We start from the raw sequence: 22850 nt of genomic DNA, 5'->3' as shown, positions 1-22850 counted from the left end.
CCGCGGCTTTAACCATGTGTTCAGCGTGAGGGCGATTTCCTTCGCTCACAGGCTGGTGACAGGGCCCGAAAAGCGGGCTCGCCGGCCGGATGGGAACGAAGACCATGCTGGCGAGCATCGACATGAAGTCCGATGGCCTGCCGCTGCCGACTCCGGAGGCGACGGGCGACGAACTGTTTCGTATGGGCCTGCTCTATTCGACGGGCCAGGGCGGCGCGCCGCTCGACTACGTCTCGGCGCACATGCTGTTCAACCTGGCCGCCATGCGCGGCTCGGTCGAGGCCAAGGTGTACCGCAAGGAACTCGCCGGCGAGATGGCGAGCGAAGAGGTCGCCGAAGCCCAGCGCCAGGCCCGCCAGTGGCTGGCCCAGGCCTGACGGACCCTGAAGCGTGACCGATCCGGACCGGGCGCGAAATCCGCGCGCCCGACCGGCTAGGCAGACGCGTCTTCGTCCGCTAAGAACCGCCCTCCCGTGGGCGCTTCGGTCGCCTGCGAGCCGGTGACGTGGCCGAGTGGCTGAAGGCAACGGTTTGCTAAGCCACGATAGTTGAGGGGCTTCAGTCTCTTAGCTGTAAACCAGTCCATTTTCGCACCTAACAAGAACAACGACTTAGGCCGCCGACGACAAACTTAGGCCGCCGACGACAAACTGCGGCGGGCCTGTTTCTGCCGCTTTGCGGCGCGGGCGATGGCGGCGTGGGCGATGACGTCGCCGGCGACGTAGGACGCGCGGGTCTGCTCGGAGCTGCCGCGCTGCCAGCCCATGATCCGGTCGACGTCCTCGTCCTCGTAGCCTTCACGGTGCAGCGACGTGGCGAAGGTTCCGCGCAGGTCGTGCCAGCGCTTGCCGCTGACGTCGGGGAGCTTGACGGCTGCGGCGGCGCGGGCGGCCTGCCATTCCTTGTTGAGGGTCGACGCCTTCCAGGGCCGGCCGTTCTTGGTGAGGACGGTCAGCGCCGCCAGAGCCGTCTCGTCCAGCGCGCCGGCCCGGGCCCGGCAGATGTCGAGCACGCGCTGCAGGGCCGTCGTGACCGGGATGTGGACCACGCGCCGCTTCTTGGACGTCCGCCGGATGATCTTCCCGTCCCCGATCGCCGACCATGTCAGACGGAGGAGGTCGCCCTGTCGCAGGCCTGAGTAGGCCGCCAGCAGGACGGCCAACTGGAGATCCTCGCCCGCCTCTCGGCAGATGGCCTCGAGCTCGGGGGCCTTCCAGACGATGTCGGAACGGTCGACCTGATAGATCCAGGGCCATTCGCGCATCGGGTCGGCCGACGTCAGGCCCTGGCTCCGCGCCCAAGCCAGCAGCTTGGACAGTGCGCCGGCGAAGGTGTCGGCCTCACGGGGGCGATCGGCATGGCCGTTGCGCCATTTGAGCAGCCTGGCCCGGCACCCGTCCGCCTTCAGGGCGGCGACGGGGAAGTCGCCCAGCTCGGCCTCGACCACGGCGAGGGCGCGGCGATAGTCCTTCTGGGTGCGGGGGCTCAGCCGGAGCTTGAACTCGGGACTCGCCTGCCAGGCCTTGCTCCAGCCGAGGAGGGTGTCTTTCGGCGCGGCCTTGCGGTCTTCGTGCGCCTCGAAATAGCGCCGGCCGGCCTCGCCCGCGGCCGCGGCCACCTTGAGCTCGAGCACGCGCTCGGCCGCCGCCGTCTCGGCGAGGATGCACGGGCCGCCCCGCCACGCGTACCAGTATTCGGCCAGCCCGGTCGCATTGCGCTTCCGGACGCGGTGGACGCCCTTAAGGGGCGCCACGGCTCTGCTCCCAGGCCGCGAGTGCTGCATCGGGATCGTCCTCCCGAACCGGGTTCGTGGCACGATTCCCCTCGATCGCGCGGTCCAGCTGGACGCGGTCGTAGTAGGCCTCGCCGCGGTGGAACTCGGGCGCGACGCCGAAGTCGACCAGCGGATCCAGGCCGTCCAGGTAGCGCCTGGCGCGTCGGGCGGTCATCAACCGGGGCCAGGTCATGGACGACGAACCGTGGCTTCGCCGTGGACCCTGACCGGTGCGGCGGCGGCCTTCGCCTCGGCCACCCGCTGGCCGGTGGCGATGACCCTGACCATCATATGGCCCAGCTGGTAGGGCGCGGGTCCGCCGTCCATGCGGTTGAGGACGTCGCCGATGACCAGGCCAAGGGCGGTGATGACATCGGCCGGGGCCGTGCCGGCGGCTATCGCGCGATCCACCGCGGTCGTCAGGTCGCCCTGCAGGGCCGCGAGGCCGGTGAGGTGCGCGTCGGGCGGCGTCGGCGTGACCAGCTCGCTCATCGGCCCGGCGCTCCCAGCGCGCGGAGTGCGTCGGCGCGGGCCGCCGTGAGGGCCTTGAAGCGCTCGGCGTCGCCGCCGGCGGCGTCGGGATGGGCCTGGCGGCTCTGATCGCGGAACGCGCGCTGGACGGCGTCGGGCGTCGCGCCGGCCGCCTCAATGCCGAGGATGGCCCAGCAGCTGGGAGGCGGGGGCAGGGCGGCAAAGCCGGTGAAGGCCCGCTCGGTCATCAAGTCGCCGCCGTGGCGCTCGAGCTGGGCCATGGCTTCCAGGGCCAGCGCCAGGCTGCGGACGTTCTCCTCGAAGCGCCAGAAGGCGTCGCGGGCCATGACGAGGTCGCGGCCGCGGCGCTTGAAGTAGACGGCGACGGCCTGGTCGCCCGGCCGGGCGCGATCGCCGCGTGGCAGGCCAGCTTGGTTGAGCTGGAAGTTGCTCGAGATCACCACGTCGCGCGCGCCGACACGGCGCAGGGCGCCTAGCAGACTGTCACGGGCCTCGGCGAAGGTGAGCGCGCCCTTCGAGCGGTACCGGCCACCGTCGCGGTCGCGAAACTTGCCGAACACGTTCTGGCCGTCGCGGAGCTGCGCCGCCGGCGTGCGCGGCCATCCCTCGGGCCAGCGGAGGGGATAGGCCTCAGCCATCGGCGCGCTCGCGGTGCGACTGGCGCGCCTTGTCGATCATGCGGGTCATCAAGTCGCCGCCGATACCGAACCCCGACCAGAAGCCGGCGAGAAAGGCGAAGATGATCAGCCCGAGCGCTGCGTAGAAGTTCACGCCTCAGCACTCCTCGCAGATGTGCGGCGCGGAGGCCGGGCGGGCGCAGCGGCCGCAGGTGAGGGGGCCGCCGGCGCGCTGGGCGGCCACGGGGATGCAGGTGGAGCAGAGGTCGTGGGCCACCCAGAAGCAGCGCTCGGAGCAGGCCTGGAGCTGCCAGCAGCCGCAGATCCGGCAGACCCGGTCGCGCTCGACATTGTTGAGGGCGACGGCGGCCCCCATCATCCAGACGCGGCGAATGGCCTCGGTGAGCTGGTCGCGGCTGAAGCCGCCGAGATGGCCGGGCCCACCGATCTCGCGTTCGATGCGGTCGGTGAGGGCCGCCAGGTCGCGCCGGGCGTCCCAGGGCTTGGGCGCGTAGCTGTCGCGCAGCCGGCGGGTCACGGCTCACCCCCGATCACGAAGACCTGGGCGGTGGCGTCCTGGGCCGCCAGGGCGCGAGCCTCGTCCACGGCGATGCGCCGCAACTGGTGTCCGCGGCTGAGCAGCAGGACAGGCACGCGCGGATGGCCCGCCTTGATCAGCCAGTCGCGGACGCCGGCGGCGATCACCATGGCCTGGTCGACGTCCAGCTCGGCCGGCGTCTCGACATAGACCGCGTCGCCGGGCTGCAGACGCAGCACCTGGACCTCGCGGACGGGTTCCGTCCCGAGCTCAGCCATGGGGGCCTCCGTCGAGGGCGATGAGGATGGCGAGGCCGAACCCGACCAGGATCAGGGCGCCGCACAGGGTGTTGTGGAGCCAGGTCGGCAGGTTCATCGGAACGCCGCCTTCCAGGTGACGTCCGTGTCGTTGACCAGATCGCTGACGCGGCCGTCGACGCCGGCGCGCATCATGGACTCGGCGGCCGCCCCGACCTGGGCCAGACGCAGCAGCTCGGTGACGAGGTTGGCGGTGGACCCGCCCCAGGCGATGGACTCGCGCGAGTGCTGGACCGCCAGCCGCAGGCCGTAGGCCGCGTGCATGGCGCGGACCTCGTCCAGCTGACGCGACTCCAAGCCCCAATCGTCCAAGATGGCGAGGTTCAGGCCGCCGATCATCGCGCGGCTCCGATCAGGTGCAGGAGGCCGGCGGCCGCCACGGCGGCCACCAGGACGAGGAAGCCCAGGAAGGCCCAGCCGTTGGGCGTGAGGGCGCGAAACGGGTTCATGTGACGATCGCCCAGGCGGTCGCCACCACCACGCCGCAGACGGCCGCCACGCCGAGGAAGGCGAGCAGCTGGCCGGCGGCCCAGCGGAGATGGACGAGGCGGCGGCGCTCGGCCGCGATCGACAGGGGCCGTGGCCGCAGGGCGTGGGCGTAGTAGGCCCCACGCGGCCTGACGGTCGGCGGCCCGCGCCAGGCGACGCGGGTGGGGGCGGCCAGCTGGCGGGCCGGGCTACCCACGGGTGAGCTCCTGCTTCAGGCGCTCGAGGCCGGCGCCGGTGAGCCAGTAGTGGGTGAGCATGGAGCCGCTGGTCGACCGGCGGACCCTGGCGTCCACCAGGCCGTAGGCTTGGAGGATGGCCAGGGCGTTGGCGTTGCAATAGGCCAGCCGGAACCGATGCTGGCCCCGCTCGGCCGACACGGCGTCGGCTTTGTACAGTGCGTGCAGCTGCCGCAGCTGGACGGGGGTGAGGCCGACCGCCATCAGAGCACCCCGCCGGGCAGGACGTCGGCCAGGCGGGCGGCGTCGGCGACGTCGATCCGGACGGTCTTCGTCCCCTGGCCCATGAAGCACTGGACGACCAGGTGGTCGCGCTCCTCGGGCTTGTGGGTGCTGCGGCCGGCGGCCGTCATCCAGTACGCGGTGCGGAAGGCCTGGGCGCGCTCGAGGACGTCGCGCGCGGTCGTGAGGTCGGTGAGGGCGCTCACGGTCAGGCCCCGAACCGGTGATTGAGCTCTTCCGCCAGCGCCAGGCAGAACTGTTCGTCGTCGGCGAGGACCTGGACGGCGTCGTAGATCGCGTCGTCGTCGGTCTGGTCGCTACACGCGTCCTGCAGGAGCTTGCTGATGTCGTCGGGAAGCAGCATCGCTCAGACCTCGCCGATCGCGGAGAGGTAGAGGTCGAGGATGGCGTCCTCTTCCTGGCGCCTGGCGCGGTCCATCTTGCGGATGCGGATCACGCGGCGGAGCACCTTCACGTCGAAGCCGTTCCCCTTGGCCTCGGCGAAGACCTCCTTGATCTGTTCGGAGATCTCCGACTTTTCCGTCTCGAGGCGTTCCACGCGCTCGATGATGCTCTTCAACTGCCCCTGGGCGTTGGCCCCCAGGACGTCGGGATGTGCGGATGCGTCGTCGGCCATGGTGGCTCTCCCCTCTGGGTGTCCACCCGAGGCGGGCCTGAGGCCTGACTAACCCTGGAGAACGGCTGCCCCTCCGCAACGCGCGAATCCGGCCCGGCCCAGGTGGACGCGACAATGGTTCGAGAAATTCGAACTCACTGTCAACCAAAAGGTTCGATAAAATAGAACCGTAGCGCCAAAGCTAAGCTTGTGACTCTGGATTTTCACAACCTGTAGATGGCTAGCCCGCGCCTGATTCCTTTTCGGGAAGGAGGACGTGTCGCTCAGATCCCATTTGCCAAGCGATCACCCGATCTAGCCTGAAAGTCCGCTCGGCGTTCGCCTCGCAGCAAAACCCGATGATGTAGTCACCGTTCTGATGCCAGTCTCTCACAATGCGATCTGACGTCTGTCCACTCGCGTTCCTGTAGGTGAAGTGGAGCGCCGGCTCAGTATCCGAATTCGAGACATAGAGAATGATGGCCACTATGAAGGCGCCGCCGATGAGGGTCATGAGGATGCCGAATGCCAAGAGCATGCTTGGCGTCCCCTCTGTTAGGCGGCTCGGCTCAGACTTCCGGACGGTCCAGCTTGGCCGCCAGGTTCGGCGGATGCGGCTGATTCGGCCGTAATGAGCGCAGCCGTCTCCTTCAGACGTCGATAGGCCATAGCCTCGCTTGGCGACATCAACAGTTCAAACGGCCGAATACCAAGCCAGGCCGCCACTTCGTTAACTATGTCACGACGATAGGGCTGCTTGCTGTGCCAGATGATGTGCGCCTTGGACTTGTCCCACCCAAGTTCATTGACCAAGCTTGCCTGCTTCTTCTCGAAGTGAACTAGCCACTCCCGCAAATGCCAATCTGGGTCATCGGACTCGGACACGTTCTTATTGTGCGAACTTTGGCCAGCTTCGTCGTCCGGCTGGGTCGAACTTCCATGGGTTGACATAAAGTTCGAATGAATCGAACTCTTGGTCACCATGGACCTTGCCACCTATCGGAAGCACCGAAGGCTCTCGCAGCGAGAATGCGCGAGGGAACTCGGCCTGACATCCAAGAGCTACATCTCGCAGCTTGAGACCGGAAAGGTCCGCTTTCCGGTCAAGCTTGCTCTGAGAATTCAGCATTGGTCGGGTGGCGCGGTGCCGGCCGTCGAGATCTGCCCGGACGTCCGCGAGTTCATTGCCGCCGAGGTCCGGCCGTGAGCTGGGCCCAGGCGGCCATCCTGGTCCTGCAACTCGTCCTGCTGGTCGTGCTGCTGCATCCGCGGCTGCTCACATCCGCTCAGGAAGCGCAGATCCTTCAGCTCATCGCCGAAAAGGCCGACGCTGACCGCCGTCGAGACGATGAAGACCGGTTGCGGGAGCTCCTGGGCAGCGTCGGTGTCTACTGGAACCCGAAGCTCGAACCGGTCCCGCCCTACAAGGCGCTGGATCTCGCTCTTCGCGAACTGGCGCGGGAGGAGGGCGGTGTTGCCTAACCTCTCAGCGCGGCCTGAACGGCTTGATGTCGGCCTGTTCGCGCACCTGCGATTCCCCCCGTTGGTCGGAAACCTCAGGGGAATGCGCCCGGCCGAGTCGCGCAAGCGGCCCGGCCGGGGTTGCGCCGGGCGTGACGCCGGCCGCTGGGCCGACCCCCGACCCGGGGCCGCCGGCGGCAGCCGAGCGCCTGCATCCGTCACCCGCATCGCCGGCGCGTGCAAGCGCTGCCGCCGGCGTCGACTCACGTCATAGGGATGGGGAGGGCGCGTCACCCCGCCCTCGCACCGACAGGCGCCTTGCGTCCCGCGTCGTTAACGCCCGTTAACGATTGCTTCCTGCTGTCTGAAAGCCGTCCGTCCGCCACCTGGGCCCAGGTCCGGTGGCGCCGCCGACTGCTGGCGCGCCTGTGCCGCGACCGCGAGCGCCTCGGCCGCCAGGCCGGATGAGACCGGCCCAGCCCTAAATCCGCGATCGCACTCAGGTCCCACGAGGCCGAGGGAACCCCTTGCGGGGCGGCCCCCGCGGGCCTGAGGCGACGCACCGAACACCACGCATCCGGCTCAGGCCGCGCGGCTCCTTGCGCTCCCAACATAGGAACGCACGGGGAACGTGGCAACGCGGGCCGTCGAAGCCCCCCGTCCGGCCCCGCCGCGACGGGTGAGGCCTTTTGCGCCCGCGTCAGCGGCGAGGTGCGCCCACCGTCCCCCATGCGGGGACGGTGAACGCGCACACGCGGGCGGTCAGCCGGAAACACCCAGGGGGTTTCCGTGCATTCGAAGACGCACGCCACATTGGCGCGCCTGCTCATCAAGGCCTGCGGCGGCCTGGAGCGGGCGGCCGACAACTGCCGCCTCGGCAAGTCCAGGCTCCAAGAGATCCAGGATCCCGACAACGAGTCCTTCATGCCGGCCGACGTGATGGCCGACCTGGAGGCCTACGCCGGTGAGCCGCTCTATTCGGCGGCGATCGCCAAGGCCCGCCCGGCGGCGCCGATGCCCAAGGGGCTGATGGAAGAGGGCATGGAGACGGCCGAGGCCGGCGTCGAGGTGATGCGCCTGTTGCGCGTCGCGCTGGAAGATGGGGAGCTGACCGCGTCCGAGCGGCTGCAGGTCGAGGCCCAGCTGGTGGTGCTCGAAGCCCAGGTGTCCGACGTCCGCGAGGCGATGAACCGGCGAAGCCGGGCGGCGCCCAGAGAGACGGGCGGCGGCGAAGGCGAAGGGGAGGGCGGGGCATGAGCGCCGTCGCCACCCTGCGCGCCTGGCCGTCGCGCGACGCCGACGGCCGGACGAACCAGAAGGTGCGGCGGCGGCCTAAGGCGGGCGACAAGCCGGGGTGCGTGGCCAGCCGCGAGGCCGTGGCGCGGGAGCCGCAGGCCTTCCTCAAGCCCGCCCAGCGCCTGGCGCGCATGAACGCCTTCCGCCGGCACGCGAAGGACAGCCGGGTGAGGGGTAAGCGGCGGGGCTGCCTGAGGCCCGACGGGACGCCCACCTATTCGATCTTCGCCGGCGATGTCCTGGACTACCTCATGTACTACGCCGTGCAGACCGGCCGGATCTTCCCGAGTTGTAAGGAGATCGCCGAGGCCGTGGGGTGCGCCTACCGGACGGCGGTGAACTGCATCCACCAGCTCGCCGCCGGCGGCTGGCTGGAATGGGACCGACGATTCGTGCGGGTCGGCTCGCCCGGCGCGGCCGAGCCGCAGGTCGAGCAGACGTCGAACTTCTACCGCCTGAAGCTGCCCAACGCGGCCGGCGAGCTGATGGCGGCCTGGAAGGCGCGTCGGCCGCCGCCGCCCGACGATGTGGACGTGGACGATGCGGCCGAGGAACACGCCGCCGAGGCCGCGCGGGCCGTCCGACGGGGAACCGCCGAGGTCGAGGCCGACCTGGCCGCGAAGCGGCGGGACAATCAGTTCCTGGCCAATCTCGCGAGCTGCCGGACGCCCGCGGCCGTCGAGGCGCTCTTCGTCCAACGCCTCCGCCTCAAGGAAGCGCTGGCCCAGTGGGGCGACGGGGTCGAGGCGTCATCCACAGGGGCGAAGGCCTCGATTCAGCGCGAGTTCCCTTAGGGCGCTCAAGCGCGGGCATATGATTATCTGAAGGGTTTCCGAATGCGGCGTGGGCCTTGCGGCCCACAAGTTCTCCCCCCGATGTGAACAGCCTACCGCGGTGCTCAGGCCCGCCAAGGCGACCTCGCGTCCGCGAGGCGCGCTTTCGCGCGACCTTGACGGCCCTTCCGCGCCGCGGACCTTCGGAGCCATCGGGACGAGGCGCGCTCCGTTCGCTCCGCCTCCGGCGGATCGAACTAGGCGCTGGGGCGGGCCGTGGACGAGTCGGCCGCCATGGTCGATTGCGGCTATGCTGAAGGCGCGAGTACCCCATGGCCGGGGATGTCTATGCCGCTGGCGCAGGCCGTCGCGCAGCGCCCGAAAATATTCGCGGGACGGGTTGGCGAACTTATCATGTATGATAAGTTCTCTTCATCGGCACACACCGATGCGGGCGCCTCGCCGGACAGGGGTCGGAGAACACCATGCAAATGCAACTGCAGACCCGCACCTTCGGCTCGAAGGAAGAGTGGCGCGTCGTCCAATCATGGGCTCGGGTGACCGGGAGGTCCCTGGCCAGCGCCGTGCGCCGCCTGAGCGACGAGGAGGCCGATGGCCGCCGCATCCACGGCTACGCCGGAAACCGCGTCTATGGCGGCAGCGCCTGGCGGTTGGTGACGGTCGACGGTGGCGTGGTCGGAGTGATCAACGACCAGTTCGTCCTGCAGTCGGTCGAGACGTCGGGAGAGCGCTGGTCTGACCTCGCCGCCGACATCAACGCCGGCCAGATGCTGGTCTAGCGCCATGACCTGCGCCCACATCAAGCAATTTCTCCCTCGCCAGCCCACGGAACTCCTCCAGGTCATGTCGGGTACGGACGAGGCGTTCGGCCTGATGCTCCCCGTTATCGACATGGAGGACGAGGCGGCCCGCTGCCTCGTCATGGGGTGTGCGCTGAACGCGGCGTTGCACAAGCGCGGCGTGAGGGGCGCGTTGCCGATCGGCGTGTCGATCGCCAGGCTGAACGCCGCCCTTGAGACCAGGAGCCGGGTCGTGCGCACTGACGACGACCTGAAGGCCTGCCGCGGCAATTACCTATTGTTCGCCCGCCTGCTGCGGCGGCTCCATCACGCCCAAATCTGCATCCCCGTCGAGGATCTGGAGGGGTTGTTCGATGGCGATCAGGACAGTCGTACCGCCTATTTCAAGCGCGCATTCGAGGGCTTGCCGCCATGACCGTCGCCGAGGCGATCCGCGCCTATCGCGCCCGCTTGGGCTGGACCGCCGAGACGCTGGCGCGGCACTGGGATGTCCCGCTCTCGACGCTGCGGGGCTGGGAAGCCGGCAAAGACGCGGGGAACACGGGGCGAGTGCTGCTGGCCTTGATCCGCGACCACGGCCTAGCCTAGCCCTCGCCCGCGCCGCGGCCGTCCTGCGTGACCAGGCGCGGGCCCAGCATGCGCACCAGGTCGGCGAGGGGGATCGGGTAGCGCGTGCCGGCCTCGGGGTCGGCGACGAAAACTAGCCAGGGCGTGGAGACGTCGAGGTCGACGTAGCAGCGGGTGGCGCGGCCCGACCGTTCCGACCAGGCCGAGAGGGCGACGTCGTAGGCGTCGTCGGGATCGATCTCGACGCGCTCGGCGATGAAGGCCGCGCACGCGGCCAGCGCGCGGGCGAGCTCGGGCGGGGGAAGGTGGGGCTCGTACAGGGCCAGGAAGCGCTGGGCGATGGTGCGGACCTGGCGGTAGGCGGCGCGCATGGGGCAGGACGTCAGGCGGCCGGCGGCGCGACGGCCAGGCCGTCGTTGTCGTTGGCGGGCACGAGCTTGCCGGCCCGGCGGCGCGGCGGGGACTTGGGCAGGTGGACGCCCGGATGCGGGGCCGAGCTGGGCGAAATCTCGCTGATCACCGCCAACTGGGCCTTGAACGTGAACCCGCAATGCAGGTTGCTGCAACGGAAGTACATGTCGCGACAGATGCGCGTGACCGGCCGGCTGTCCTCAACGATCGCCTGCTCTTCGCAGTGCGGGCACTTCATCGTCAGACGTCGATAATTGTGTTGCTTCAAAGCCATTGTACTCGCCCCAACCTGAGCCCCGCCAACACTTATCCACAACCTCGGCGTGATTGATAGGGGCGGACGTCGCCACGCGCTAAGGCGCCGCGGTCTCCAGCTCGATCGCCGTGGTGGCGCTGGTGTCGCCCCAGGTGTGGGTGGCGCGGGCGATCAGCCACGCCTGGCTGTCGATCTCGGGATGGCCGAAGCCGGTGACGCGGCCGCGGCGCTCGGGGAATAGGTCGGGCCGACCCACGGCCAGGGCGTAGCGCAAGGTGGCCGCGCCCCGGCGCAGGCGGCCCACCTCCGCCTGGCCGGCCTGGCGCGCGTCGGCCTCGGAGGCATAGGTCTTGCGCATGCGCTTGCGCCGGCCCTGATCGTCCGCGCCGCCGACCTGGACCGTGCGGGTCTCGCCGGCGTCCACGTCATGCCAGCGGGCGGAGACGCCGACGTAGCTGTCGCGGTCGGCCTCCTCCCAGACATGCTGGTCGCCGTCGGCGCGGCGGATCTCGAAGTCCGGCAGGGCCAGGCCGCCCGCCGAGGCCGCCCGCCCGATCGGGGCGAACAGCAGGCGGCCGGCCTTGATGGTGGCGACCGCGTCGTGACGGCGGCCGAGACGGCGCACGAGGGCGGCGTCGCTCTCGCGGCTCTGATCCACCAGGGGCGTGGCCAGCGCGGCGAGTTCGGGGGCGATGACCGCCTGGAGCCCCTGGCGCGCGGCGACCTCGCCCAGGACGTCGCCCAGGGTGCCGCCGCGCCAGGTCTGGTCGCGCCGGACGGTCAGGTCGGCGGTGAAGTTCGCGGACCTGGCCTTGAGCGTCATGATGTCGGGCGACCCGGAGAGACCGCGCTGGTCGATCCGGAACGTGCCCTTGGGCGTCAGCGGGCGACCCTGGTAGCCCAGGGCGAGCGTTATCACGGCGCCCTTCGGCGGCAGCGGCGTGCGGCCCTTGTCGACCAGGACGATCTCGAGTTCGTCGGCGTCGCTGTCGCGATCCTCCTTGAGGGTCAGGGTGGAGAGGACCGGCCGCAGGCGGTCGGTGAGGTCGCGGCCGTCCAGGCGGATCTCGATGGCGGGCGCCGGCATCAGCCGCGGATCCTGAGGCCGGCGGGAAGGGTGCGGTCGCGCACGTCGTCCTCGTCCACGCCCAGCAGCTCGACGGTGAAGTCGGCGCGGCGCGGCGCGCCGTCGTCCAGGAAGATCTGACGGCCTTCGGTGAGGCTTTCGATGACGAAGGCGCCCCACATCTCGCCGTAGCCGGTGACCAGGGGCCAGGCCGCGCCGGTGTCGCCCATCTCGCGCAGCTCGTCCAACGCGCCCAGGCGGCCCAGCAGACCGGGCATGACCATGCCCGACAAGGTGATCTTGTCGGCGTCCGGCCCGCCGAACTGAGTGGCCGGCCGGCGGCCGAAGCGGGGCGTCTGGCCATGCCGCCACGACGTCCGGCGCTGGAGATCCTGGAAGGCCAGGTTGGGCAGGGAGAAGGGGAAGACGCCGAGCGCCAGCAGCTGGGCCATCGTCAATCCCCGTCGGTGTCGTTGCCGAACGAGCGGCGCGATGGGCCGCCCGCGCCGCCCAGGGCGCGCTGGACCGCGCCGGCGACCTGGCTTCCCAGGGCCTGGCCGTCCACGCCCGGGCCCGGGTTGTGGATGTGGATGGTGATGGCGATCGGCGGCGAGGCCGGCGGCGGCCCCCGCCCGGGCCCGGCGGGCGGCCCGCCGCACTGGACGCCCGCCGCGGCGGGCGTGACGACCAGGCCGAACCCGCCGGCCATGGCCGCGGCGGTGCGGCCCAGGCGGGCCCGGGGGCGGGCGCGCCCGCGATCGAGGCCCAACGCCAGGCCGGCCATGGTGTCGAGGCCGATGGCGGCGAAGACGCGGGAGGGCGAGCGGATCCCGAGGGCCTGCTTCATCCCCTTGGGCAACAGCTGCCCCGCCATCTGGACCAGGGCGACCAGCGGCGCGATCCGGGACTTCATGCCGGCGATCATGCCGTCCAGGGCGGCCTTGCCGATCTCGACCATCAGGGCCGGCAGACCCTTGAACCATTCGAGGATCTCGGCGAACCGCTTCTTGGTGTGGTCCCACTGCGTGTAGACGCGGTAGGCGGCGACGCCGAGGATCCCCAGCACCGCCACTACGGCGAGGACCGGGAAGGCGATGGCCCCCACCGTGATTCCCAGGGCCCCGGCGACCAGGGTGAGGGCGGCCAGGGGCGCGAGGATCGCCGCGGCGATCAACGCCAGGGCGCCGACGCCGGCGACCAGGGCGCCCACCAGCAGCACGCCCTTGGCCAGCAGGCCGGCGAGGCGCGGGTGACGGGCGGCCCAGGATCCGATGGCTTCGGCCACGTCGCCGGCGAAGCGCACCAGGTTGTTGATCGTCGGCAGGACGCCGACGGCGAGCTGGATCTGCAGGCGCTGGGTGTTGACCTGGAGCTGGCGGGCGGCCTCGGCGCCGTCCTTCAGGCGCTCGGCGAAGTCGGCGTCGACCACGCCGCCGGCGGCCATGGCCCCGTCGCGGATCCGGCGATACTCGTCCAGGTTCTGGATGAGGGACGTCAGGCCCTTCTGGACCTCGCTGTCCTGGAACAGGAAGCCCAGGCGGCTGATGTCGCCCCCCAGGGTGTCGCGGGTGATCTCGGCGATGGCCTCCAGCGGATCCTTGCCGGCCTCGGCCGCGCGCTTCATGGCGGCGGGCAGGTTCACTCCCGCCTTCTCGAAGGCCTTGATGGTCTGGGGGGCGTTGATCTTCTGGAGCACGTTCTCGAGGTTGGTGGCGGCCGAGCTGGCGTCGCCCGCGCCTTTGCGGGTGATCTGGAGCGCGGCGGCCAGGTCGGCGACCGAGCGGACGCCGCCGCGGCCCAGGCGCTGATAGCTGGCGGTCAGCGCCGGGAAGTATTGCGCCATGTCGCGCAGCTCGAAGGCGCCGGCCTTGCCCGCATAGGCCTGGATGTCGAGGACGCGGGTCAACTGCTCGACCGGGACCTTGAGGTTGTCGATCGCCGCGTAGCTGGACGCGGAGACGTCGGCCATCTCAGCCCGATAGGCGGTGGCCACCCGGGCGATCGGGCCGATGGCGCGCATGGCCTGGCGCGGATCGAGGCCCATGCCGGCGAGGACGTCGACGCCGGCGGCGAGATCCACGGCGGCCTGGTTGACCTTGGGCGAGAGGGCGATGAGCTCGCGGCCCATGTTCCGCGCCGCCGCGCGGCCGAGGTCGGCCTTCTGGGCGATGTCGGTCAGGCGGGTCTCGAGCTCGTTGGCCTGGCCGCGGCCGCCGAGGACCGGGGACGCGATCGCCGCGCCCGCGCCGACGGCGATCGCGCCGCCCATGGCCAGGCGGCCGGAGGCGTCCCGCATCTTGCCGGCACGCGCCTGGGCGGCGTAGGCGCGGTTTTGCGCCTGCCCGAGCCGGTCGAGGCCTTCGCGCTGGCGCTCGAGCGCCCGGTTGGCGCCGACCAGCTTCATGTTGAGCTCGGTCTGATAGGCCGCCAGCCGGCGGGTGCTGGCGCCGGCCTCGCGGACCTCGTTGCGCAGGGTGCGCAGCCGCTGGGTCTGCAGCTGGTAGGTCTGTCGGGCCTTCTCGGATTCGCGGTTGGCGGCGGCCAGGGCTCGCGTCTGGGCGCGGGTGGGCTTCTCGACTCCGGCGACCTCGGCGGCGAGGCGCCTCGCCTCGGTGCGGGCCTTGCGCCAGGTGGCGTGGGTCTGGCCCATGGCCCCGCGCAGCTTGTCATAGCTCTCGACCCGCGCGCTGGTGCGCTGAAGGTCGCGGAGCGCCTTCTCCTGCTCCCGGATGTCGCGCTTGGCCTTGCTGGACGCCTGGGCGAGGTTCTTGATGGGCCCGGCGGCGTTCCCCATGGCCGACATCAGGATGCGGATCTTGAGCTCGCGGTCGTTCATCGGGCCAATCCGTTATTTGGGCGGGCCGTTACGCTGACGGTCAAAGCGGGCGGCGCGCTCGACCCATCGGCCCAGCTCGGCCAGGCCCATGCGGTCCAGCTGGTCGAGGCCCACGCCGGGCAGGACGGCGAGGACGTAGGCCATGGCGTCCTCTAGGTCGGCTGGAAGGCCGCCCTCACGCCCTTCGGCAGCAAAAAACCGACGATCTCCGAGCCGCAGGCGGTGAGGTCGGCGGGGTCCATGTCGTCGGCCTCGGCCTCGGTGATCGGGGGCGAGCTGACGCGGGGCAGCACCTTGATGATCGCCGAGACATCGCAGTTGAGGAGGTCGGAGAGGCTCAGGCCGCGCAGCTCGCCGGCCTTGGGCTTGCGCAGGGCGAGCATGCCGATCACCTGCTCGCCGCGCGAAATGGGCTGCTCGAGCAGCACCACGCCGGGGTTGAGTTCCGCGCCGGTGTTCTGGGTTTCCAAAGGCTTCTCTCCGATTTCTGAGGTGGATGGCGGCAGCGACGGCGGCCTAGAGGCCGATCTGTGCGCGCATCTCGGCGTAGCGATCGACGCCATCGACCACGAAGATCTTCTCCAGGACGTCGATCTCGAAGCGCACCTGGCCGTCGACCGACCACTTGAAGTAGGTGGCGTGGGTGATGGCCTTGGACTCGACCTTGGAGCCGACCTCCTGGTCGCCGAATTCGAGCTCGAGGTGCGTGCCCACGGCGACCAGTTCGTGCGCCTGGGGCCGGCCGGTGTCCTGGTCCTGGTAGGAGCCCACCCAGCGCAGCAGCTCACGGCCCAGGCCGGCCGAGCCGAAGCCGGCGGTGATGGCCCGGGGCAGGGGGCCGGCGTAGGTGTGTTCGATGTCGAGGGCCTCGAGCACCGTGGGCAGCTTCACCGACCCGAAGCCGGTCACGAAGTCCTCGGTCTTGAGCACCAGCTTGGGCGGCGTGAGCTTCTGGGCCTGGCCGATGAAGCTCTCACCGTTGCCGAACGTGTTCATCATCTTCAGGACGGAGGGCAGGCGGCTCATCGGTCAGTCCTAACGGGTCGTTGCAGGGGCGGGCGGCGAGGGTCGGGCGGCGAGGGACGGGGGACGGGGGTTGGCCGGATCAGATCCGGGCGGCGAAGTCGAAGAAGAAGTCGTCGGTCTTGGCGACGACGACGCCGAGATCCTCGAGCGGCGGGGTGTCGGTGAAGCGGTAGCGGAGCCGCAGCTTGCCGGCGGCGAGGGCGGCGGTCGTGTTGTCCTCGGCGTCGTACCAGGCCTCGAAGCCGATCAGCCGGCCGGCGCGGATCAGTTCGCGGCCCTTGAGGTTGATCATCTCGAGGATGTCGCGGACCAGGCTGGGGTGAAGGGGCAGGTCCGCGGCCCACTGGATCCCGTCGGCGATCATGTCCTTGATCGCGGCGTTGGTGCGCACCGAGGACTCGAAGGCCCAGACCGGATCGTCGCTGCAGGTGCGGTTGCCCCAGAAGCGGTAGCCGTTGTTGTGGATCAGGGCGGTGACATCGGCCGCGTTGAGCACGCCGGCGTCGGTCTCCATGCTCTCGAAATCCCAGGTCAGCGGCTGGGTGACGCCCGAGATCCGGCGGAGTTCGACGTTGCTGATCGTCTTGTGCCAGCCCGCGGCCTGGTCGATGCGGGCGCGCAGGCCCATGGCGGCGGCCACGGCCTGGACGGTGACGCCGGCGCGGCGGGCGTCGGGGTAGAGCAGCATCAGCTCGCGGGCGGAGAATTCGCCGCGATAGGTCACCGCCTCGGCGACGGTGTCGGCGCCGTCGCCGGCGGCCGAGGCGTAGGCGAAGCCGCGCAGCTGGGCGGCCACGGCGGCGAGCTCGCCGGCGACGTCCTGGGTGTCGAGGCCGGGTGCGCCCAGCACGCGGGGCCGCACGCCCAGGGCGGCCTGGGCGGTGAGCATGAGCTCGACGGCGGCCACCACATTGTCCTCGGTCGTGGGCTGGCCTTCGCCACCCGCGCCGGCTGTGGTGCGGATCACGACGGCGACCGGATCGGCCTGGTCGGCGACGGCCTGCAGGGACGCGGCCAGGGTTCCGTTCGCGCCCGCCTTGGCGATCGCGCCCCGGACGTCGGTGAGCAGGACCGGGGTGTTGGCGGGGAAGACGTCCACGTCGGCGTCGGCGGCGATCCCCACCAGGCCCAGGATCGACTGGCTGCGCTCGCGCAGGTAGCGCGCGCCCTCGGCGGACTCGGTGAACTTCAGGCCGTGATGGTAGGTCGCCATGGTGAACCTCTGGAGCCGTCAGGCGGGCTGGGGGATGGCCGCGCCGGCGCCGGCCGGCAGGCGGATGGGGAAGGCGAAGGCCAGCAGGGCGTTGGGATCGGGGGCGGTGCGGTCGCGCCCCTCGACCCGGAGCCGGGCCTGGCCCGGGCTCAGGTGCTCGATCGACGTCCGGGCCAGGCGGAACTGAGGGAGCCAGCGCAGCAGCGCCAGGGCAGTCGCGCCGTAGAGCAGCACCGTGGTGGCGGCGTTCTCGGGATGGTCGACCAGCTCGGGCAGCAGGGAGCCGAAGTCACGGCGGCCGACGCGCGATCCGACGGGCGTGAAGAGGACGGTGCGGATCGCCTCGGACAGGGCTTGTGGCCCCTCGATGGGCGCGAGGCGGGCGAGGGAGAACGACTTCATGACGGCATCGGGCCGCCGCTGAGCCCCGCGCCGGGCTGGACGTCCTTGTGGGGGTGGCCGCGGAGGCTGATGTCGCCGGCGACGACGTCGCCCGAGGCGCGCAGGTCGCCGGCGACATAGACGTCGGCGGCTATGGAGGCCTTGCCGCCGGGCGGCAGCGCGACGTCGAGGGCGTGGGCCTCGGGGTCGTAGGAGAGGCGGGCCAGATCCTTGAAGCGGATGGATTCGGCCTGGCCCTCGGGCAGGGGAAAGGCCGTGCTTTCGACGCCGGGGAAGAAGAGACCGAGGCGGATCTCGCCCTCGGGGCAGAGGAGCAGGCCCTGCTCGCCCTTGGAGGGCGGCGACCAGATCACGGTCTCGCCGGCGCGGAAGGCGAACCAAGGGATAGGGCCGCTCAAGACCTCGCCCGCGCGGACGATCACGCGCTTGCCCTCGCGCGCCTCCACAGTGGCCCAACGCGCGATGTCGAAGGCGCGGCGCTCGGTCTCGTGCGGGTCGATCGTGGGGGCATCCAGCATCGCCGGCACGATGGCGAGCCGTGCGCGGGCGGGCGCGCCGCGGCTGTCGGGAGGGCGAGGCGTCCCGACAGAGCGGAGATCATGGACGGAGAAGGGCACGCATGAGGCGAGGGCGGAACGGCGGGTTCGCTTTCCAGGGGTTGGCCGGTTGACGCAAGCTCAACCTCACGCGAGGGTTGTGGCCTCGATCGGAGGGGACCTCATGCGCACATTTCTCCTGGCGGCCGCGGCCGCGGCCCTATCGCTGTCAGCCGGCGCGACGCAGGCGGCGGTGACGGCGATCGAGAGCTACAGCGAGGTCACCTCGGTGATCCAGGTGTGGAAGGAGAGCGAGGTCAACACCGTCAATGACGAGGCGCTGGACTTCGACTTCGGCGAGGCGCTGACGGCCGCCGACCACGTGCTCAGCCAGGCGCTGAGCGCGGCGGCCACGGACGGGCGGGGGGAGGCGACTGGCGACGTCACCGTACTCACCGAGCTGACTTTCGACGACCTGGCGAGCGGCCAGATGCGCCTGCTGGCGACCAGCACGCTCTATGCCGACGACGATTTCCGGGCGCTCTCGACGATGACGACCTCGATGTACTACGTCTTCGAGTTGGACCGGGCCTCGACGCTGACGCTGGCCTGGAGCGGCTTCGAGCTGACCAGCCTGAGCGATTTCGCCGGCGGCGACATTACCGGCAGCGGCAGCCGGATGGTCGACCTGGCTCCCGGCGTCTACAACCTCAACCTGAAGGCATACTTCAACCGGGGGCAATGGGAGCCCGGGGAGTCCACCGCCTCGTTCGACGCCCTGCTGACCTTCGCGATCGCCGAGACGCCCGGTCTGGTTCCCGAGCCGGCGACCTGGGCGCTGATGATCGGGGGCTTCGGCCTGGCCGGCGCGGCGCTGCGGCGCCGCGCCGCTACGGCGTGATGTCCTCGACCCTGGCGTAGCCGATCTGGGGGTTGCCGCCGCCTGTGCCACCCGCCCCGGTGACGACCCAGACCCGCAGCCAAAGCTGGGTCGAGGTGGCCACCACATCGAACGTGTAGCGGGTCATCCTCGGCTTGGGGATCGAGCTGATGTTGCCCGTGTAGCCGCCGGCCAGGTGGCCGGTCACCGTGCCGGCATTGGAGACGTGCTTCGATCCGCTGAGGATGATGCGCGTCTGCACATCGAGATCCTCGCGATAGCTCTCGATCACGAGGTCGACCGTCACCCGGTAAGTTCGACCTGACACGACGGGGTAGTCGGCGGCCAGGTTGGCAATCAACGAGGGCTGTGAATTCGACTTGAGCGCCCTCACCATACCCGTCGTCAGGGCGTCGCCGTTGTCGTCATAGATCGTCGTCGTGGGCCGGTGGCTGATCGTAATCGGAACGTCGGCTGCGCCCTGCTTACTGTCCGAGAGCAGCGACGCCCAGAATCCGGGATAGTAGGCCTGTAGAGACCAGCCCATGTCGTGCTCGAAGTGAACACCCGGCGGCTGCGCGGGTCGGGCCGGGATCGCGACGGTGTCGGAGGCCACAGGATCACCGCCGCCCACGGGCGTCAGGACATAGCCGAAGGTGACCGAGTCCAAGTCATCCGCAGCGATCGCCCGGCTCCAGCCGACCGCGCCAGGGATATCCTCGCCGTCGCGTTGCCACTGGGGTTCCTCGAAACCGGCCGAGATGTCGCCCGTCCACATGCCGCGACCGGCGTGGATGATGGACCCGGCTTCGATGTCGAGGGTCTCGCCGTCGATCGACTCCATCTCGAAGTGCCACCACTCGGGATACCGATCGCGCAACAGCTTCGGCGCTGACACGCAGACCGGTTCGCCCGAGGGCGTGCCCTGCGTGGTGACCCACATGCGGCGACCCGTGGGATTGCCGACCCAAGTGTCCTGAACCCGTCGATTGTGGTTCACCGACTTTGGACCGGGGCCATAGGCATTGCGTCGCTGGTACTGCACCGCGATGTCCACCCCGGCGGGGAGCCCGGTCACCTCGCCCGTGAGGGGCTGATCGTAGAGATGCTGCCAGTCCCGCTCGTCCAGGGCATAGTGCAGATCACAGGACGTAGCCGAGGGGTCCGAGGAGCCTAGGTCCGAGAAATCATAGGCAAATCCGTTCTCGATGGGCCAGAGAAACGCGCCCTGGTTCTGGTACTCGGGCGTAATGCCGTCCGGTGCAGCGAGCCAGCGATCGACACCCCAATCATCACGGGTGGCGTCATAGATCTGGCGATAGACGTTCGCGAGGATGGTCTCGAAGCCGATCTGCCAGGGCTGCCTTCCCGTGACGGTCCGGCGGTATCGGTCGGCGTAGCCGATGACGTGGGGCTTGCGAGTCCCTTCAGCCAGGGTGTCACCGCCCGTGATGACCTGTGCGCCAGTCTGTCCATCCGGCCCTCCACGGGCGATAGACATGGCGTAGATGCAGGGCTGGTTCGCCTGGCCCGCGCTCTCCGTTTCGTAGTTGGCCGGGAAGATGAAGTGATGTCGCGCCTGCGGCTTGAAAGGTTCCGCAGGCGTATTGGGGCTGTGCGTCCAATGGTAGCGCCCAACGTCGTCGTGCCGCGCGGTCGTATGCGCAAATCCGCTCGTACCTGACGGCCAAACCGAGGTTCCGACCAACTCGGGCGGGACGATCCCGGTCTGCTCCAGCTCGTTGGAAAGCAACGCAAAGACGTCGTCGAACACCTCGGGTAGGTGCTCATGCACCATCATTCCCAGATAGAAGAGGAACTGGATATACCCCGCGTTCTGACCGGCCCCGACATTGCCGCTCTGCCCCGTCCCAACCTTGCGCCCCCAGACCATGCGCCGCGATAGGCCCCGGAGCTGCTCGCCAAAGGTGGCGATCCGGATCATCTCGGCCTGGCGCAAGGGCGTGTCACCCTCCGCATGCATGGCGAAGAGATGATTAGCCCATTGCTTGGCATAATCCCGCGAGTAGCCGCTGCTCTCACCCAGGACCGGGTTGATCGCGAAGAGGCGCTGATATTCTCCGAATTGACCGAAAAACGGCTGAAACGAGCTGTTGAAGACTTGGGCGTCGACGCTCTGCTGGAGCGTCCGCATTCCAGCCGGCAGGGTGAATCCGGGCGCCCAGACGGACGTGCTGAGCATATCCTCGGTGATGTAGCTCGTTTTGTCGTGCGAAACCGACGACGGCGCGATCGCCCCGACCGGCGGGATCTCGTCCACGAAGTGGATCACACTAAAGCGTTGAAAGATCCGCCAGCTCAGACCCGTGGGCGGCGTGGTGAGGCCGGTAAGCCTCTCACTCTTGACGACCGTGAACGCGGGCTGCTCGGGCGTGATGGTCATCGCCCCGGCGAAACCCGGGTCAACATTGTACTTCTCACCCAGCCACGGCATCGGCGCGTCGTCGCCGGCATTGATGGGATGGGCCAGAAGGTGATCGATCCCCTGGCCATCAGAAAACTCATTCGTCGGATCGGCATAGAAAGGATGGAACGGGTCGATCTCGGCGCCGTTGGCCCAGAAAAGCTTGCCCTGCGCGTGGTGCATGCCCGCGCCGTCGGTGAAGGCCACCGCGGCGGGGATTTGTACGCTCGGAACGTCGGTCCCCAGCCAGGCAAACTCCCGGTCCTTGAGCACGAAGATCTGCTGGCCGCACACGTAGTGGCCGGCGAGCACCTCGCGGTCGAACCCATAGTTGTGACCATGGCCCAGGATGGTCTCGACCAGGTCGTGCGCCTGGCCGTCGCCGACGGGGGCGGCGATCGGGCCGACCAGGGCGCTCAGCACCTGGATGATGGCTCCCCCCTTCTGGAGGACGTAGGCGATCCGGACGTGCTTGAGGAAATCATCGCCCTCGGGCGCGTAGGTCGGCCCGTCGCCGATCACCGTGCCGTCGGCCCAGGTCCACACGGGTCCCGAGGCGATCGACGTGCCGACCGCGGGGACGGGCGGATGGGCGACCAGGAGGCCGCCGACGCGCGCCACGCCGGAGACGTAGGGCGCGGCGAGGTAGGCCGGCGGCGCGGGGGGCGCGCCGCCCCCGCCCGGGCCGTGGGTCAGGGTCAGGAGCCGCCAGCGATTCATGCGGCGCGAAGGGCCCAGACCTGGGGCGCGGCCACGTCGCCCGCCGCGCCGGCGTAGACCTCGCAGGCGATGCGGGTCCCGGCCGGCAACGCCTTGCGGATCGTCCGCGCCACCAGGCTGCGGAAGTAGGGACCCGATCCGGAGACCTCGACAGGACTGTCGTGGACCTTGACCGCGTCGCCCGCGCCGACGCCGCCGTAGCCCAGCCGAAGGACCGCGCGTTGCGGGGAGAACGAGGTTCCGGCGTTGGCCCGAAGACCGAGGTTGACGACGAACGCGCCGGCATCGTGCGGCAGGGCCGCGACGGTCGTCCAGCCGGTGTCGGGCGCGGCCACGAAGGCGAGGTCGACCGAGTTGGGGACGGAGTTCGCGGTTCCGCCGGCGAGGAGCTCGCAGATGGCGAAGCCCGGCGGGTGGGCGGGGGTGCGGATCTCGCCCTCGCCGCGCACCCAGATCGTGGCGCCGCTGCCCTGCGACTGCCAGCGGGCCCAAAGCTTCTGGCCGGCCGCCAGGTTGAGGCCGTCGAAGGCGATGCTGAAGACACCGACCGTCCCCACCATCACGGAGATGTTGGGGATCAGCACCGTGGTGCCGCCGTCGCCGTCACCGACACCGATGTCCATCAGTCCACGGGTGGTCGAGCTGCCCGCTTCGCAGGCCGTGATCGTGAAGCCGGTCAAATGGTTCCCAACCGCGCCGTCGACGCCGCTGGCGACGAGCTGCGTCCAGGCCCCCTTGGTGTGGGCCGCGCCAGAGACGATCTGAGTTCCTTTAGCCGCGGCGTTGCCGAAGGACTCGTACGCGGTGTCGATGTCGACGGCGCCACCGCCAACCGCGGCCGGAGGCGAGATGATCCGCAT

General features: G+C 69.9%; 37 protein-coding genes. 9 read left to right on the top strand and 28 right to left on the bottom strand.

Annotated features, from left to right (window positions below):
* Positions 1–104: 104 nt before the first annotated feature.
* Positions 105–377 carry a sel1 repeat family protein gene (locus WG212_RS08880; protein ID WP_337186735.1) on the top strand — a complete coding sequence of 91 codons (273 nt, stop codon included), beginning with the start codon at positions 105–107 and terminating at the stop codon, positions 375–377.
* A gap of 254 nt (positions 378–631) precedes the next feature.
* Here WG212_RS08880 and WG212_RS08875 read toward each other — a convergent pair whose 3' ends face one another.
* The 15 genes from WG212_RS08875 to WG212_RS08805 form a co-directional block, all read right to left on the bottom strand.
* Positions 632–1753 (bottom strand): tyrosine-type recombinase/integrase, encoded by a 1122-nt coding sequence (locus WG212_RS08875; protein WP_337186734.1) that lies wholly within the window; start codon positions 1751–1753, stop codon positions 632–634.
* Positions 1740–1949: a hypothetical protein gene (locus WG212_RS08870; RefSeq protein ID WP_337186733.1), complete on the bottom strand. Its 210-nt coding sequence runs from the start codon at positions 1947–1949 to the stop codon at positions 1740–1742. Before WG212_RS08870 ends, WG212_RS08875 begins: the two co-directional genes overlap by 14 nt.
* 14 nt (positions 1950–1963) lie before the next feature.
* The gene (locus tag WG212_RS08865; protein WP_337186732.1) at positions 1964–2266 is read right to left on the bottom strand and encodes a hypothetical protein; all 303 of its coding nucleotides are present in this window, start codon (positions 2264–2266) and stop codon (positions 1964–1966) included.
* Positions 2263–2904, bottom strand: a complete 642-nt coding sequence (locus WG212_RS08860; protein WP_337186731.1) for a J domain-containing protein — start codon at positions 2902–2904, stop codon at positions 2263–2265. Before WG212_RS08860 ends, WG212_RS08865 begins: the two co-directional genes overlap by 4 nt.
* Entirely contained in the window at positions 2897–3037 is a 141-nt protein-coding gene (locus WG212_RS08855; protein WP_337186730.1) for a hypothetical protein, read from the bottom strand. The genes WG212_RS08860 and WG212_RS08855 overlap by 8 nt, the downstream gene beginning before the upstream one ends.
* 3 nt (positions 3038–3040) lie before the next feature.
* Positions 3041–3421 carry a hypothetical protein gene (locus tag WG212_RS08850; protein ID WP_337186729.1) on the bottom strand — a complete coding sequence of 127 codons (381 nt, stop codon included), beginning with the start codon at positions 3419–3421 and terminating at the stop codon, positions 3041–3043.
* On the bottom strand, positions 3418–3699 hold the full coding sequence (locus WG212_RS08845) for a hypothetical protein (RefSeq protein ID WP_337186728.1): 282 nt from the start codon (positions 3697–3699) through the stop codon (positions 3418–3420). The genes WG212_RS08850 and WG212_RS08845 overlap by 4 nt, the downstream gene beginning before the upstream one ends.
* Before the next feature lie 93 nt (positions 3700–3792).
* Complete coding sequence (locus WG212_RS08840; protein ID WP_337186727.1) at positions 3793–4077, bottom strand: hypothetical protein; 285 nt, start codon at positions 4075–4077, stop codon at positions 3793–3795.
* Between the two features lie 106 nt (positions 4078–4183).
* Positions 4184–4423, bottom strand: coding sequence for a hypothetical protein (locus WG212_RS08835; protein WP_337186726.1), 240 nt, complete (start codon positions 4421–4423; stop codon positions 4184–4186).
* Positions 4416–4667, bottom strand: a complete 252-nt coding sequence (locus WG212_RS08830) for a hypothetical protein (protein ID WP_337186725.1) — start codon at positions 4665–4667, stop codon at positions 4416–4418. The genes WG212_RS08835 and WG212_RS08830 overlap by 8 nt, the downstream gene beginning before the upstream one ends.
* Positions 4667–4891, bottom strand: coding sequence for a hypothetical protein (locus WG212_RS08825; protein WP_337186724.1), 225 nt, complete (start codon positions 4889–4891; stop codon positions 4667–4669). The genes WG212_RS08830 and WG212_RS08825 overlap by 1 nt, the downstream gene beginning before the upstream one ends.
* 2 nt (positions 4892–4893) lie before the next feature.
* The gene (locus WG212_RS08820; protein WP_337186723.1) at positions 4894–5049 is read right to left on the bottom strand and encodes a hypothetical protein; all 156 of its coding nucleotides are present in this window, start codon (positions 5047–5049) and stop codon (positions 4894–4896) included.
* 3 nt (positions 5050–5052) lie between these two features.
* Positions 5053–5322 carry a DUF2312 domain-containing protein gene (locus WG212_RS08815; RefSeq protein ID WP_337186722.1) on the bottom strand — a complete coding sequence of 90 codons (270 nt, stop codon included), beginning with the start codon at positions 5320–5322 and terminating at the stop codon, positions 5053–5055.
* Positions 5323–5542: 220 nt separating this feature from the next.
* Complete coding sequence (locus WG212_RS08810; protein ID WP_337186721.1) at positions 5543–5839, bottom strand: WYL domain-containing protein; 297 nt, start codon at positions 5837–5839, stop codon at positions 5543–5545.
* Between the two features lie 17 nt (positions 5840–5856).
* Positions 5857–6285, bottom strand: a complete 429-nt coding sequence (locus WG212_RS08805) for a hypothetical protein (RefSeq protein ID WP_337186720.1) — start codon at positions 6283–6285, stop codon at positions 5857–5859.
* Here WG212_RS08805 and WG212_RS08800 point away from each other — a divergent pair.
* The 7 genes from WG212_RS08800 to WG212_RS08770 all read left to right on the top strand — a co-directional run bounded on the left by WG212_RS08800 (position 6284) and on the right by WG212_RS08770 (position 10240).
* Positions 6284–6508 (top strand): helix-turn-helix transcriptional regulator, encoded by a 225-nt coding sequence (locus WG212_RS08800; protein WP_337186719.1) that lies wholly within the window; start codon positions 6284–6286, stop codon positions 6506–6508. The two genes, WG212_RS08805 and WG212_RS08800, sit on opposite strands and share 2 nt — an antisense overlap.
* Positions 6505–6783 carry a hypothetical protein gene (locus tag WG212_RS08795; RefSeq protein ID WP_337186718.1) on the top strand — a complete coding sequence of 93 codons (279 nt, stop codon included), beginning with the start codon at positions 6505–6507 and terminating at the stop codon, positions 6781–6783. Before WG212_RS08800 ends, WG212_RS08795 begins: the two co-directional genes overlap by 4 nt.
* A 768-nt stretch (positions 6784–7551) precedes the next feature.
* Positions 7552–8019, top strand: coding sequence for a hypothetical protein (locus WG212_RS08790; protein WP_337186717.1), 468 nt, complete (start codon positions 7552–7554; stop codon positions 8017–8019).
* Positions 8016–8852 carry a hypothetical protein gene (locus tag WG212_RS08785; protein WP_337186716.1) on the top strand — a complete coding sequence of 279 codons (837 nt, stop codon included), beginning with the start codon at positions 8016–8018 and terminating at the stop codon, positions 8850–8852. Before WG212_RS08790 ends, WG212_RS08785 begins: the two co-directional genes overlap by 4 nt.
* A gap of 464 nt (positions 8853–9316) precedes the next feature.
* The gene (locus WG212_RS08780; protein ID WP_337186715.1) at positions 9317–9631 is read left to right on the top strand and encodes a hypothetical protein; all 315 of its coding nucleotides are present in this window, start codon (positions 9317–9319) and stop codon (positions 9629–9631) included.
* Between the two features lie 4 nt (positions 9632–9635).
* Positions 9636–10067, top strand: coding sequence for a hypothetical protein (locus tag WG212_RS08775; RefSeq protein WP_337186714.1), 432 nt, complete (start codon positions 9636–9638; stop codon positions 10065–10067).
* Positions 10064–10240 (top strand): hypothetical protein, encoded by a 177-nt coding sequence (locus WG212_RS08770; RefSeq protein ID WP_337186713.1) that lies wholly within the window; start codon positions 10064–10066, stop codon positions 10238–10240. The genes WG212_RS08775 and WG212_RS08770 overlap by 4 nt, the downstream gene beginning before the upstream one ends.
* On the opposite strand, the gene WG212_RS08765 is transcribed toward WG212_RS08770, so the two are convergent.
* From WG212_RS08765 to WG212_RS08715, 11 genes are all read right to left on the bottom strand, one after another.
* A complete protein-coding gene (locus WG212_RS08765) occupies positions 10237–10590 on the bottom strand; it encodes a hypothetical protein (RefSeq protein WP_337186712.1) in 354 nt (117 codons plus the stop codon). The two genes, WG212_RS08770 and WG212_RS08765, sit on opposite strands and share 4 nt — an antisense overlap.
* Before the next feature lie 11 nt (positions 10591–10601).
* Positions 10602–10904, bottom strand: coding sequence for an ogr/Delta-like zinc finger family protein (locus WG212_RS08760; RefSeq protein ID WP_337186711.1), 303 nt, complete (start codon positions 10902–10904; stop codon positions 10602–10604).
* 79 nt (positions 10905–10983) lie between these two features.
* Positions 10984–11973 (bottom strand): contractile injection system protein, VgrG/Pvc8 family, encoded by a 990-nt coding sequence (locus WG212_RS08755; protein ID WP_337186710.1) that lies wholly within the window; start codon positions 11971–11973, stop codon positions 10984–10986.
* On the bottom strand, positions 11973–12404 hold the full coding sequence (locus WG212_RS08750; RefSeq protein ID WP_337186709.1) for a phage tail protein: 432 nt from the start codon (positions 12402–12404) through the stop codon (positions 11973–11975). The genes WG212_RS08755 and WG212_RS08750 overlap by 1 nt, the downstream gene beginning before the upstream one ends.
* A 2-nt stretch (positions 12405–12406) precedes the next feature.
* Positions 12407–14788, bottom strand: coding sequence for a phage tail tape measure protein (locus WG212_RS08745; RefSeq protein WP_337186708.1), 2382 nt, complete (start codon positions 14786–14788; stop codon positions 12407–12409).
* A gap of 12 nt (positions 14789–14800) precedes the next feature.
* The gene (locus WG212_RS08740) at positions 14801–14932 is read right to left on the bottom strand and encodes a hypothetical protein (RefSeq protein ID WP_337186707.1); all 132 of its coding nucleotides are present in this window, start codon (positions 14930–14932) and stop codon (positions 14801–14803) included.
* An 8-nt stretch (positions 14933–14940) separates the two neighbouring features.
* Positions 14941–15258 carry a phage tail assembly protein gene (locus tag WG212_RS08735; RefSeq protein WP_337186706.1) on the bottom strand — a complete coding sequence of 106 codons (318 nt, stop codon included), beginning with the start codon at positions 15256–15258 and terminating at the stop codon, positions 14941–14943.
* A gap of 46 nt (positions 15259–15304) precedes the next feature.
* Positions 15305–15814 carry a phage major tail tube protein gene (locus WG212_RS08730; protein ID WP_337186705.1) on the bottom strand — a complete coding sequence of 170 codons (510 nt, stop codon included), beginning with the start codon at positions 15812–15814 and terminating at the stop codon, positions 15305–15307.
* 79 nt (positions 15815–15893) lie between these two features.
* Complete coding sequence (locus WG212_RS08725; protein WP_337186704.1) at positions 15894–17027, bottom strand: phage tail sheath subtilisin-like domain-containing protein; 1134 nt, start codon at positions 17025–17027, stop codon at positions 15894–15896.
* An 18-nt stretch (positions 17028–17045) separates the two neighbouring features.
* Positions 17046–17429, bottom strand: a complete 384-nt coding sequence (locus WG212_RS08720; protein WP_337186703.1) for a GPW/gp25 family protein — start codon at positions 17427–17429, stop codon at positions 17046–17048.
* Entirely contained in the window at positions 17426–17947 is a 522-nt protein-coding gene (locus tag WG212_RS08715; RefSeq protein WP_337186702.1) for a phage baseplate assembly protein V, read from the bottom strand. The genes WG212_RS08720 and WG212_RS08715 overlap by 4 nt, the downstream gene beginning before the upstream one ends.
* 202 nt (positions 17948–18149) lie before the next feature.
* Here WG212_RS08715 and WG212_RS08710 point away from each other — a divergent pair, with 202 nt between their 5' ends.
* On the top strand, positions 18150–18866 hold the full coding sequence (locus tag WG212_RS08710; protein WP_337186701.1) for a PEPxxWA-CTERM sorting domain-containing protein: 717 nt from the start codon (positions 18150–18152) through the stop codon (positions 18864–18866).
* Here WG212_RS08710 and WG212_RS08705 read toward each other — a convergent pair.
* Both WG212_RS08705 and WG212_RS08700 read right to left on the bottom strand, forming a co-directional pair.
* Complete coding sequence (locus WG212_RS08705; RefSeq protein WP_337186700.1) at positions 18856–21990, bottom strand: hypothetical protein; 3135 nt, start codon at positions 21988–21990, stop codon at positions 18856–18858. The two genes, WG212_RS08710 and WG212_RS08705, sit on opposite strands and share 11 nt — an antisense overlap.
* Complete coding sequence (locus WG212_RS08700; RefSeq protein ID WP_337186699.1) at positions 21987–22850, bottom strand: hypothetical protein; 864 nt, start codon at positions 22848–22850, stop codon at positions 21987–21989. The genes WG212_RS08705 and WG212_RS08700 overlap by 4 nt, the downstream gene beginning before the upstream one ends.

Source organism: Phenylobacterium sp. (assembly GCF_037189685.1).
GTDB lineage: Bacteria > Pseudomonadota > Alphaproteobacteria > Caulobacterales > Caulobacteraceae > Phenylobacterium.
The sequence above is the reverse complement of the archived record's forward strand: the minus strand, read 5'-3'. Positions and strand labels throughout refer to the sequence as shown.